This is a genomic window from Kangiella geojedonensis (assembly GCF_000981765.1).
Lineage (GTDB): Bacteria > Pseudomonadota > Gammaproteobacteria > Enterobacterales > Kangiellaceae > Kangiella > Kangiella geojedonensis.
This window is the reverse complement of record NZ_CP010975.1, coordinates 1234128-1246151: the sequence shown is the minus strand read 5'-3', so window position 1 is coordinate 1246151 and position 12024 is coordinate 1234128. Positions and strand designations below refer to the sequence as shown.

At 39.9% G+C, this 12024-nt stretch carries 16 protein-coding genes and 1 pseudogene; 11 read left to right on the top strand and 6 right to left on the bottom strand.

Annotated elements, in window-relative coordinates; genetic code table 11:
• Positions 1–357, bottom strand: coding sequence for a winged helix-turn-helix transcriptional regulator (locus TQ33_RS05490; protein ID WP_046561169.1), 357 nt, complete (start codon positions 355–357; stop codon positions 1–3).
• Between the two features lie 123 nt (positions 358–480).
• On the opposite strand from TQ33_RS05490, the gene TQ33_RS05485 reads away from it, so the two are divergent.
• From TQ33_RS05485 to TQ33_RS05455, 7 genes are read left to right on the top strand one after another with little or no spacing between them, the layout of a single operon-like run.
• Entirely contained in the window at positions 481–1074 is a 594-nt protein-coding gene (locus tag TQ33_RS05485; protein WP_046561168.1) for an NAD(P)H-dependent oxidoreductase, read from the top strand.
• Positions 1074–1616, top strand: coding sequence for a redoxin domain-containing protein (locus TQ33_RS05480; protein ID WP_046561167.1), 543 nt, complete (start codon positions 1074–1076; stop codon positions 1614–1616). The genes TQ33_RS05485 and TQ33_RS05480 overlap by 1 nt, the downstream gene beginning before the upstream one ends.
• Positions 1617–1624: 8 nt before the next feature.
• Entirely contained in the window at positions 1625–2005 is a 381-nt protein-coding gene (locus TQ33_RS05475; RefSeq protein WP_046561166.1) for a cupin domain-containing protein, read from the top strand.
• Positions 2006–2007: 2 nt separating this feature from the next.
• Positions 2008–2661, top strand: a complete 654-nt coding sequence (locus TQ33_RS05470) for a DsbA family oxidoreductase (RefSeq protein ID WP_046561165.1) — start codon at positions 2008–2010, stop codon at positions 2659–2661.
• A gap of 12 nt (positions 2662–2673) precedes the next feature.
• Positions 2674–3228, top strand: coding sequence for a carboxymuconolactone decarboxylase family protein (locus TQ33_RS05465; RefSeq protein WP_046561164.1), 555 nt, complete (start codon positions 2674–2676; stop codon positions 3226–3228).
• A 1-nt stretch (position 3229) separates the two neighbouring features.
• Positions 3230–4438 carry a low temperature requirement protein A gene (locus TQ33_RS05460; protein WP_046561163.1) on the top strand — a complete coding sequence of 403 codons (1209 nt, stop codon included), beginning with the start codon at positions 3230–3232 and terminating at the stop codon, positions 4436–4438.
• A 37-nt stretch (positions 4439–4475) separates the two neighbouring features.
• On the top strand, positions 4476–5438 hold the full coding sequence (locus TQ33_RS05455) for an ion transporter (RefSeq protein WP_046561162.1): 963 nt from the start codon (positions 4476–4478) through the stop codon (positions 5436–5438).
• A gap of 39 nt (positions 5439–5477) precedes the next feature.
• Here the strand turns inward: TQ33_RS05455 and TQ33_RS05450 are convergent.
• A pseudogene (locus TQ33_RS05450) lies at positions 5478–6034 on the bottom strand (phosphohydrolase).
• A gap of 324 nt (positions 6035–6358) precedes the next feature.
• Between TQ33_RS05450 and TQ33_RS05445 the strand changes: the two are divergent.
• The 4 genes from TQ33_RS05445 to TQ33_RS05430 all read left to right on the top strand — a co-directional run bounded on the left by TQ33_RS05445 (position 6359) and on the right by TQ33_RS05430 (position 9604).
• Entirely contained in the window at positions 6359–7261 is a 903-nt protein-coding gene (locus TQ33_RS05445; protein ID WP_046561161.1) for a LysR family transcriptional regulator, read from the top strand.
• Positions 7262–7366: 105 nt separating this feature from the next.
• Complete coding sequence (locus tag TQ33_RS05440) at positions 7367–8062, top strand: pirin family protein (protein WP_046561160.1); 696 nt, start codon at positions 7367–7369, stop codon at positions 8060–8062.
• 30 nt (positions 8063–8092) lie between these two features.
• On the top strand, positions 8093–8815 hold the full coding sequence (locus TQ33_RS05435) for a sulfite exporter TauE/SafE family protein (protein WP_218915798.1): 723 nt from the start codon (positions 8093–8095) through the stop codon (positions 8813–8815).
• A gap of 165 nt (positions 8816–8980) precedes the next feature.
• Complete coding sequence (locus TQ33_RS05430; protein ID WP_046561158.1) at positions 8981–9604, top strand: LysE family translocator; 624 nt, start codon at positions 8981–8983, stop codon at positions 9602–9604.
• Positions 9605–9724: 120 nt separating this feature from the next.
• Here the strand turns inward: TQ33_RS05430 and TQ33_RS11760 are convergent, their stop codons facing one another.
• From TQ33_RS11760 to TQ33_RS05410, 4 genes are all read right to left on the bottom strand, one after another.
• Positions 9725–9889, bottom strand: coding sequence for a DUF1328 domain-containing protein (locus tag TQ33_RS11760; RefSeq protein WP_046561157.1), 165 nt, complete (start codon positions 9887–9889; stop codon positions 9725–9727).
• 248 nt (positions 9890–10137) lie between these two features.
• Positions 10138–10572, bottom strand: a complete 435-nt coding sequence (locus TQ33_RS05420) for a YqaA family protein (protein ID WP_046561156.1) — start codon at positions 10570–10572, stop codon at positions 10138–10140.
• A gap of 109 nt (positions 10573–10681) precedes the next feature.
• Entirely contained in the window at positions 10682–11617 is a 936-nt protein-coding gene (folE2, locus tag TQ33_RS05415; RefSeq protein WP_228640467.1) for a GTP cyclohydrolase FolE2, read from the bottom strand.
• Entirely contained in the window at positions 11614–12021 is a 408-nt protein-coding gene (locus tag TQ33_RS05410; RefSeq protein WP_046561155.1) for a MerC domain-containing protein, read from the bottom strand. The genes folE2 and TQ33_RS05410 overlap by 4 nt, the downstream gene beginning before the upstream one ends.
• Positions 12022–12024: the final 3 nt, after the last annotated feature.

Below are 12024 nucleotides of genomic sequence, written 5' to 3'. Positions count from 1 at the left end.
TTATAGCTTGTTAGATTCAGACCACAGCCTAAGTTGTTCAAGTATGTTTAGTGCGGAATGACCAAACCCTGTCAGTTCGTAGGTTACAGCAACTGGTCTATCGCTAATGACTTTTCTAATAACCATACCCCGAGACTCGAGCTCTTTTAATCGTTGATCGATCATTTTTTTGCTCGCGCCTCCAAGCATCCGAGTTAAATCGTTAAAACGTACAGGTTCGTCTTTCAAGTGATAGATGATGGAGGCCGTCCACTTACCACCAATTAGACGCATCCCCTTCTCTATTGCACAAGGCTCTGTGCAGGCGTTTAAAACTTTCTTCCTACCCTTATTGTCCGTTTTAACAACACTTTCCATCACTTCACCTCTAAATAATTGCAGGTTACCAAAAGTATACTAATTGATTTGCTCGTCTAGGTTACCATAATATACCTGAGGAAAACAATTCACCTAGTATTTTTAATTTAAAGGTAAGCAAAAATGAAGAACATCTTAATTATTAATGGTCACCAGTACTACCCTTTTTCAGAAGGCAAACTGAACGCGACGTTAGTCGATAAAGCTGTGGCTATGTTAGAAACGAAAGGCTATTCCACTCGTGTCGTTACAATGTCTGACACTATAAATGTTGAGAAAGAACTAGAAAACCATACGTGGGCAGATGCAGTAGTGTTTCAGTCGCCTGTTAACTGGATGGGCGTCAGCTGGTCGTTCAAAAAATATATGGACGAAGTCTATACGGCAGGTATGGGCGGTGCTTTATGTGTCGGTGATGGTCGAACGGAAGATGCACCTAAAAAGAACTATGGTATGGGCGGAGCTTTAACCAATACTAAGTACATGATGTCTTTAACTTTAAATGCTCCGGAAGAGGCATTTAATGATACCAGTGAGTTTTTCAACGGTAAGTCTATTGATGATTTAATGTTCCCGATGCACATGAACTTCAAGTTCTTCGGTATGCAGCCATTACCAACTTTTGCTGCCTTTGACGTTATGAAAAATGCCGACGTTGAAAACGACTTTAAACGCTTTGAAGCTCACATCAATGAGCATTTTAAAGGAGCCGCTTAATGAGTATCGAGTACACCAATAAATTACACGCTGGAGCAGACTTTCCAGAAATTAAAGCAACCCTTCTTAATGGTGAGGTTAAAACACTAGCAACGCCAGAAAATGGTTTAGATTGGAAAATGATAGTGGTTTATCGTGGTAGGCATTGTCCATTATGTACTCGATACCTTAACCATCTACAAGGCATGAAAGACACCCTGGCACAAACGGGTGTTGATTTAATTGCTGTTTCTGGCGATAGCAAGGCACAACTTGAAAGCCATTTAGAGCAATTAGACGTGGACTTTCCTATCGCTTATGGATTGACCCTTGAGCAAATGAAAGAGCTTGGTCTTTTTATCTCTGATCCTAGGTCTCCTCAAGAAACTGACCATCCGTTCGCTGAGCCAGGCTTATTTGTTGTAAATAGCCAAGGGAAAGTACAGGTTGCTGATATTTCCAACAACCCCTTTGTTCGACCAGAGCTGAAATCTCTAGTTAACGGACTGGCTTGGATACGTAACCCGGAAAACAATTATCCAATTCGTGGTATGCATAAGTAGGAAATACGATGAAACAGTTAATATTTGTAGTGGTATTAGGTTATACATTGCTAGGCTGTCCGGCATTGACTGCCGCGAATGCGGACAATGTCGCACATGCTCAGCATGCTCATATTGCTTCACCAAAACACTACTCTCTCCTTCTTGAAAATGATGATGTCTATGTATTGAAAATGACGCTTAAGCCGGGAGAGCAAGACAACTGGCATAAACACAATGCTGAAACAGTGTATTTCGAGAACGGTGGCAAGGCCACTATTTCAGCAGGTAAAAATAAAATGACAATGGAAATTCCTGACGGTTATGTGATGTGGCATGACAGTTGGGAGCATCAAGTTAAGAATATTGGTGATACCACGATAACGGCCATTATTGTTGAGAGGAAGTAAGCATGACTTCGCCAGAAAGCAAGATACCTCTCAATATTGATATTATTTCTGATGTCGTTTGCCCGTGGTGTGTTATTGGCTATGGGCGACTAAAAAAAGCATTGGAAAAATATGCTGACACCATTGAAGTAAATATTAGCTGGCACCCGTTTGAGCTGAATCCAAATATGCCTTCGCACGGTGAGAACTTGAGAGAACATCTTGCGAATAAATATGGTACCACGCTTAAAGGCAGTATTAAGTCTAGAGCTATGCTGACTGAAGAAGGGAAAAAAGTTGGTTTCACCTTCAACTACTTCGATGAAATGAAAATGCTTAACACTCACCAGTGTCACCAACTTCTCCACTGGGCTAAAGAAAGTGAGCGACAATCCGAGCTTGCTGAAGCGTTATTTACGCACTATTTCAGTGATCATGGAGAATTCACCGAGTCGGAACTTCTTATACTTATCAAACAAGTTGGACTGGATGCTGCTGAAGCTTTGAATATTCTATCGAACAATACACTCAGTAATGAAGTGCAGTCTATTGAGCAATATTGGCGTAACAATGGCATTCAAGGTGTACCTCTGTTTATTTTTAACGGAAGAAAAATGCTATCTGGTGCACAAGAAACTGAGACTTTTGAAAGTTTATTAAATCAAATTCTAAATTAGGAGAATTATTTTATGTTTACTTACTATGAGCCTGACACAGCACCTGAAGAATCAAAACCTCTGATGGAACAATCATTATCGGCCTTTGGGATGATACCAAATCTACACAAAGTTTTGGCTGAAGCACCGGCGACCTATAAAGCCTATAATGATACTTTTTCTGCATTTATGAATGATACAACTTTGACGCCACTTGAGCAGCAAGTCGTGTTCATGACATCTAACTTCGAAAATAACTGCCATTACTGTGTACCAGGTCATACATGGATGATGAAGTCTGCAAAAATGCCGGATGAAGTAATTAATGCATTACGAAATGGAACACAGATTCCAGATCCTAAACTTCAATCTCTCCATAACTTTACTAAGTCCTTGCTTGATCATAGAGGCCATATTGGGGACGAGAAGTTAAATATGTTTTTAGAAGCCGGCTACACCAAAAGACAGGCGCTTGAAGTGCTCACTGGGCTTGCTTCTAAACTGATCTCGAATTTTACTAATGCCTTAACACATACAAAAGTTGATGAGGCTATGAAGCCTTTCTCTTGGGAAAAGCCGGAGAAATAATATGGCCCTCGAAAACCATCCTATGTGGCGATTACCAAGACACCACTTAGATCAAAAAGAAGTTCATGAGCATGTGCATTGGGTTGAGCTATTTTATGACCTGATACATGTTGTTATTATTTTCTTACTGGGTAACTATTTGAGTGATCACCTCTCAGTGGATGGTTTTTTTACCTTCGCAGTACTATTTGTTGCAATATGGTTTGCCTGGGCTGACTCAAGTGTATTTAACTCGCTGTATGTAAGCACAGACGTAAAGCATCGCTTGATCATGTCATGCCAAATAGTCACTGCAATGGTAATGGCAGCCTCAATTCCACATGTAACCGGTAAAGGATGGCAGTATTTCGCTCTCGCATATGCTGCGAATAGACTCATTACCGCTTACCTGTACCACAGGACCAATCGGCTAGGCGTTGAAACGACTAAACTTGCGCGTGGCGTAAGTCGAAACTTTTTTTTGCTAGCTATTGTTTTTGCTACCAGCGCATTCGTACCTGCTCCCTACCGTTATTGGCTATTAGGTATGGGGATTGTCGCAATACAGCTTCTCTATATGGTGCCTAAAATTGGTATCTTAGAAAATAAGCGCTTCTTGCCACGTTTGGGGCATATGTCAGAACGTTTTGCACTCTTACTATTGATAGTTGTTGGAGAAGGTTTTTTTAAACTTGTTGTCACCCTGTCTGATAAAGGCATATATAAAGTTGACCCAAGTATTCTGGTTAATTTTATTTTTGGTGGGATCGCTGTTTTTGTCCAGTGTTGGATTTACTTTGATTTTGTTGGTAACGGCAAACCTAAAAGCCAAGCAAAATGGACGCTAGTTAATTGGTGGTTGGCACATCTATTCCTAATGCTGTCAGCGATAATGATAGGCGTTGCGCTAGCAGGAGAAGTGAAAGCTGGCTTCTGGGAGCCCTATCCTTTGAAGTACGGTGTGATTGGCTGTCTCGGACTGGCATCTTATTTACTTTGTTTATTGTGGATTCAATTCAATATTGAAACGCGTGTCGCACACCGGTTTGCTACCCCTAAAGTCCGTATGGTTGGGGTTGCTTTAGCACTATTCACATTAGCAGTTTTACCTCATGTTCCTTCCATTGTAGGTAACCTTCTTTGGGGGAGCGCACTTATTTCTCAAATTGCTATCCCTGTAACACGTGCTTACTTTACTTTTATAAAAGAAGAGCAGGCTCAGGGTCTTTGAGTTTAAGTATATAATATACACTCATAGGTAGTGAAGCATGAATTCAATCATCAATAAACAAAAGACATTTAAAGTTCTTGAAGATGGGTTCGATGGATCTTCGCTAAGCAAAATATTGAGCAGCTTTATTGTATTATTAATTATTGCCAATGTTGTTGCAGTAGTTTTAGAGTCATATGCTCCAATTAGTCAGAGGTATCATCTTGAACTCTACTACTTCAATATCTTTTCGGTAGTTATTTTTACAGTTGAGTATTTTGCTCGTTTATGGGCTTGTACTGAGCATCAAGATCTCGATGAGTCAACACCAACTCGATCACGTATAAAGTATTTTTTCACACCGGTAGCGCTTGTTGATCTCGTTGCTATTGTTCCATTCTATCTAGCATTTATAATCCCAATAGATCTACGCTATTTGAGAATGTTAAGAATGTTGCGTTTACTGAAGCTAACCCATTATTTCAAAGGGTTGAAATTGTTTGGTGATGTTTTGAAGAAAGAGTTACCTAGCATTGGAGCCGCAGTTTTTATAGTTAGCGTTCTTGTTATTCTTTCTGCCAGCGTAATGTATAGCGTTGAGCATAATGTACAACCTGATGTGTTTGGAAGCATACCAGATGCAATTTGGTGGTCTGTCGTGACTATGACAACAGTAGGATATGGTGATGTTGTTCCTGTCACTTTTCTTGGAAAATTTATCTCCATTTTTATTATGTTACTTGGCGTCGGCATTGTTGCATTGCCAGCGGCAATGCTAGCTGCAAAGTTTGGTGATGAATTGCGTGTACGTAGACAGCACCTTGAAAAAGAAATCGCAACCGCATTAGATGATGGAGTGATAACGAGCTCTGAAAAACAATCAATCGATAAAATTTGCTCATCAATGGGGGTCTCAGGAAGTGAACTAGAACAAATCATTTCTAATTATAAGGCACAGAAATTGCCCATATTAAAATGTGATAACTGTGGTAGTGATATTATCACCAGCGATAAAAATTAATGCTGCTGAAGTTAGCTTTGCTGTTTAACTGGTTACTCACTACCACTTTACTATACCACGAGTAACCTTTATACCTCCCGCCAGCATTGAACCACCATACTCTTTTGCAAGTCGCAATAATGTGTCGTGAAAACCTAAGTTTGGAAATGCTGCCTCAACTTCCTTAATTGTTGTTTTACTTAGCCCTTTTCGAAGGAAGCCTTTTGATGCGTCTATCCAGTCAGCTTTTCGGCAAGCTTCGATAACTTGCTGGTGAGGCCCTTTTGGTGAAATTTTATGGTGCCAATGAATTGCACCTCTTAGTGCATCAGCGTCAAGCTCCCATTCATACTTTTCATTGTCAGCCAGCGCTACCGCTTCTGATGGCTCAAGATAAACCAATTCATGATCTGTCCAAAGCCCTATATCGTGATAAACAAATGCGGTTTCAACAAGCTGTTCAAATTTTGGTTCATTGTTGAGGAAATGCATAGCATAGGTAATGGTTCTATAGACATGATTGCGATAGCCATAGAAGTCCTTGCCGAAACGTTTTTATACCGGACTAGAAGCTCTTCTACTCGTTGACGTTTAAGTTGGAGAGTAATTACAGTCATTTGACTCTCCTAAAACGAATATCGATGAAACTCACTTGTTTAAGTTACACCCACTCTTTGAAATATTGTTACTTAAGAATGTGTTTCAGGTTAACTATGCTTGTAATAATATAATTTGCTGATTTCAATTAAAACTCGATAATTCAATATCTTTTATTCGATTTATAAGAATGATTGTGGTTGTATCTTGTTAGAGCTCAATCTATATTAAATAAAACAAATCGACGGCAATACCCTTAAACAAATAATGGTGGAAGTTCCTCAAACAGGCAGTTTACACCACTCAAATAACCATAAATGATCATCAATAGTACAGGATAACAAATGTTACGAATTACTTTAGAACAGTGGAGAATGTTTAAATCTGTTGTCGAGTACGGTGGCTTCAATCAGGCCTCTGAGGGTGTAAATAAAAGTCAGTCCAGCATACATAACGCAGTAGGCAAGATTGAAGACACACTTGGCGTAAAGCTTTTTAAGGTTGTTGGTAGAAAAACTGAAATCACCAAAGCCGGTGAGATGATGCTGCGTAGAGCGAATTACCTATTAGATGAGGCGGCAAAAGTAGAAGCCGTAGGTCAAACACTTGGTGAAGGCATTGAAGCTCAGTTGAGAGTGGCTGTTGATGAGGTGTTCCCACAACGCATACTTTACGAGGTACTCGACAGTATTTCTTCACAATACCCGCTACTCAATATCGAGATAATGGAGTCTGTTCTGGCAGGCGCTAATGAGTTATTAGAAAGTGGCGAAGCGGATATTGCCGTATCACCTATAGAGTTGGGCGATAGTTTTAGTGAAGAGTTGTGCCAACTAGAAATGATGGCAGTGGCCTGCCCAAGTCATCCACTACATCAGCTTGATAGAGAGCTTGAGCTTCAGGATTTACGTTCCTTTAGACAAATAGTTGTTAGAGACTCTGCCGTTTCTCATGAAAAAGATGAAGGTTGGCTTGGGGCTAATCAGCGCTGGACAGTCAGTCATATGAGAACATCTATTGATATGATCACCAAAGGCCTAGGCTTTGCATGGTTACCTGTGAGCTCAATAGATCAAGAGTTAGTCAACGGGTCACTTATTCCTTTAAAACTCAAGCAGGGTCGTATTAGAAATGTACAGTTGCATTTAGTTTTTAAAGATGGTGATCGCCTTGGCCCTGCAGCTAGAAGCTTTATTGGCGAATTACGGCACAAGACTTTGTCATTACCTACCTCCGAAAGTGTTTAACTGGACCATTCTTTAAATAAGAACAATTAAAGCTAAAAACACTAATTTTTAAATGGTTTAAACCATACTAGACTAGCTCCATCAGATTAAATGTGGAGTTTAACCATGAAATATATTCGCAAATCAAACGAACGCGGTCGCGTTGATATGGGATGGTTACAGAGTAACCACAGCTTTTCATTTGGAAGCTACTATGATCCAAATCACATGGGAGTCTCTGTGTTACGAGTAATAAATGATGATATCGTTCAACCGGGAGAAGGCTTTGGAACTCACGGTCACCGTGATATGGAGATTATCTCATATGTCATTAACGGTGCATTAGAGCACAAAGATAGCACTGGTAATAAATACACTGTTCCTGCTGGCGAAGTTCAGCGAATGAGCGCAGGAAGTGGTGTAACCCACTCTGAGTATAATGCTTCAGATGAAGAAACTGTGAACTTTCTTCAAATATGGATTCAACCAAAAATTACAGGTATCAAGCCGAGTTATGAGCAAAAGCGGATTGAACAGAATGGCCCCTTAACCCCATTGGTTACACCAAATGGTCTTGATGATTCACTATCAATAAACCAAGATGCGAGCCTCTATCGTTTAAGGTTGATCCGTTCTGAAAGCCACGAGCTCAAGACCAAAGACCGCATAGGGTATTTGCATTTAGTCGAAGGCACGATAAAGGTTGGAAATACAGTTTTTTCCGCTGGTGATGCGTTTGCATTAGAGCAAAACGATATGGTCGTCATAGAAGCTTTAGAAGGTATAGAGGCTCTGTGGTTTGACTTGCCTTTGGTTCACTAGGAAACTCCCAGTATCGAACCTATGGATTTAATGACAATCATCTTAATTGCTTTTGTTGTTTTCGTTACAGGTGTTTCTAAGTCAGGTTTTGCAGGGGCATTAGGTGTTTTCGCCGTGCCCCTTCTAATGTTAAAGCTCCCTGCTACTCAAGCCATAGCTTTAATGCTCCCGATCTTAATTATAGCCGACATCTTTAGTGTAAAAAGCTACTGGATGAAATGGGACAGCAAGTTGCTCTACAGTCTCATTCCTGGAGCTGTTATGGGAATACTCATTGCTCATGCGGTTGTCAGTTATGTATCAATAAGCCACCTTAAGATCGTTATCGCTGCAACCTGCATCATTTTCTCACTTAAAGGTTTAATACTCGGTAACTCAAAATGGACTCTATTAAGCAGCAAAGCTGGAAGTTTATTTATGTCCAGTTTGTCAGGCTTTAGCAGTACTTTAGTTCATGCTGGAGGCCCGCCATTAATGATGTACCTCTCTGCAAAAGGGTTCAGCCCAAAAAAGTTTATTGCTACCGCCAGCGTTTTTTTTGCAGCTATGAATGTATTCAAACTATTGGGCTTTTCAGTCTTAGGCATCCTGACTCTAAGTGAATTTACAACAGCATTACCGTTTTTACCCTTTGCACTTTGGGGCAACCAGTTTGGCGTCTTTTTACAGGTAAGAGTGAATAAAGTAACCTTTTTGCGACTAATAAATGCTTTACTGCTGCTAATTGGCCTCTATACCTTTTGCTCCAGTTAGTAGAACAGAGATTATATTGAGAAGTTGTTGTATTACACATTTTTTTAAGAGATTCACTTGCAAATAATACAACTAAAAGTCATCATTTGAGTCATATTTATACAAAGTTTCAATAGGTTAGCTAATCGAAAAACACATGTTTCTACATAAGTTCACGCACATAAGATGCTAGATACAACATTATTATTGCTGTTTATTCCAACGTTTCTTGTCATTTCTGCTACACCAGGAATGTGTATGACCCTATCACTAACGCTTGGTATGAGTATTGGTGTTCGGCGTACCATGTACATGATGTGGGGAGAATTGATTGGCGTAGCGTTGGTTTCAGTGTTAGCTGTTGTTGGCGTTGCTAGCGTCATGCTGAATTACCCATCGGCATTTTTGATTTTAAAGTACGGTGGCGGCGCTTATCTAATTTACCTTGGGATACAGATGTGGCGTTCTCGCGGAAAGATGGCCATTGAGCTAGGCGACAACAGTCCTAAGAGTGTGTCGGGACGCCAATTGGCGACGCAAGGCTTTGTTACTGCGATAGCCAATCCTAAAGGCTGGGCTTTTACCGTGTCTTTATTACCTTCATTTATCAACCCCGAACTGCCGATGCCACCACAACTCGCGGCCTTGGTTGTAATCATACTGTTAAGTGAATTTACTTTTTTGATGCTCTATGCCACAGGTGGAAAGACTTTAAGACGAGTTTTGCAGCGCAGCGACAATGTACGATTAATTAACCGCCTCTCAGGAAGTTTAATGATTGCTGTTGGTTTCTGGTTGGCGTTGGGTTAGTGATAGCTAGGCGTAATAAAGCACATTGAAAGTGTTTTTGGGGGCCAAATAATACTATTTGTTTACAAATAAAAAGGGCAAGTTAATGCCCTTCTTCTTGATTTATTCTAGCTTGTATAGCTACTTCCCTTTTATTAAATGCATAACTGCAGAAATAACTAGCAGCACTAGAAAGATATAAAAAATAATTTTTGCAATTCCTGCTGCTGAACCAGCAATACCACCAAACCCTAATGCCGCAGCAACTAATGCGATAACTAAAAATATCAAGGCATAACGTAACATAAGTATCTCCTATACATTTAAAATTGATGTGTGGTCACCCGTTTGCTGAATCCCACAATAACCAAGTTCTAGGTCCAATACAAATAATGAGTTGTTAAAAAATGTCAAATAGAAAATGGTGTAACTGCTAAATTTGTAAGTCTATTTAGCAGCTTCAATGCACAGCCTGCTCTACCTATTACTATAATTTTATAGCTGCAACCTATATTAAGTATGCCTGTATTTATAGGACAATCTTTGTTGTGGTTTTAGCTAATGACGATGCTCGCCACGACAAAGTATCGTAAGAACTTCCCTGCTGTGACAAGAATGACAAACCATAGAAGGTTTACACGCAAGATTCCTGCGATAACCGTTAAAGGATCGCCAATAATCGGTACCCACGCAAAGAGTAATGCGGTAAGACCGTATTTATTAAACCGCCCCTCTGCTTTTTCAAACTCCGGCTCAGACATTCTGAGCCACTTTTGCACAACGGCTTTACTTGCCCAAAATCCAAGTCCGTAATTGGTTAAAGAGCCGAGAACATTGCCGAGGGTAGCAACCAGCAAAAGTTTTGCAGGCGATAAGCCATTAAGTAGAAGCCCAGTTAATACGAGTTCTGAACTTAAAGGTAAAATCGTCGCTGCTAAAAATGCAGATATAAAAAGTCCAAGATAGCCATAATCTGCTAAAAACTCCACTCAAGCCCCTACTCTATAATAGATTGTTATAAACAATATTTATGATTTATATTAACACGCATCCCGAAGGCTGGTTCAGGTCTAAGTTGGTTAATATAAAACATTGTATTTATAGTTTGGTGTCTAATACTTGCTGTTTTTGGTCCATAACTACTGCATTATGCGCATGCAAACTTTCTTGGTGCTCGACTTTTATCCAATAATCAACTATAGAATCATTTTGCTCTAGATACTGCTTTAACTTTCTTGCGGCATCTTCACAAAACATCAAGTTTTGACCATTCAGTCTCGCAAACTCTTGCTCGTCGACTCGTTTAACGACTGTTTGTACTGGAGTCCCGATAACATCTTCTAACACTGTAATTAAAGACTTCAGGGACAACAACTCACCCTGTTTAAGTTTGAGCTTTAAGTAAGCGTAAGATCGTTGACTGTGCGGTGTTGCAAAACTATTTTGTGCTGATTGAACCCAGTTAAGTAATTCTTGCTTACTAATACTCTCGCCCTCAAACCTTTGATCAATTTGCTGGCTATACAGCTGACGGGCTAAGGCTGCAGAGCACGGGCAAGTGCTAGAATATGGTATTGTCAGTTCGTATTCATAATCCGTATTATCTAATGACGCTTCACCATTTATCGCAACTGGATAGCTCTGATAACCACTATTTTTACTGAGTAATGAAGACTTCTCAAAAGTTACATCAAACTCCAATCTAACCTTTGCATTACAACTTATACCCTCTTGGGACTTAATAGCAGATCTTAATAGTTTATCCAGAGACTGCTTAGCCAGTTTTAAGGTTGATAATTGATTAATGTTTTTATGCAACCTAGACATGTGAATGCCTTTCGATTCTACACTGTCCAGGCTTACATAGATTGATGTTGATGAATTAATAACCTGCCCTACAGCATCTTTGTCGCTTAAGTGTAAAGGAACGGCGATGCCTTCCATGCCTACCCACCGTAAGCTGTAGCTCTTTTGGCTTGATGTATCACTCGTTATGTCAGGAAGTTGTTCTTTTATCATATCGGTCTCTATCATTTACTATCTTCACTGCAGGGGCAGTGTTTAATGGCCTGACAAAGCTTGAAGTTAGAGTAATGACTATAGGAGATAAACGCAGCACCAATAACTGTTAAAAGCTTTTCTCCTATTTCACCTAGGTTTTCGTGAAGCATTAAAGCAGAAATCAATAGTGTTAAACCTATGAAACTCAACATTAACAAACGGTATTTTTTATGTGTTTTACACCCTATGGTCAATGAAATGATACTGGTTGGTATCACTAAGATGGCCATAGTTTTATGAAATAATTCATCACCAAGCCCTAGCACCGCCAAACTAGGCATAGCGACTAAAAGGAACGGCGTGATTAAACAATGTACTGCGCAAGCCAACGAAAGGCTAATCGCAATTTTGTCAGAGATGGGTTGTGGATTTTGCATGAT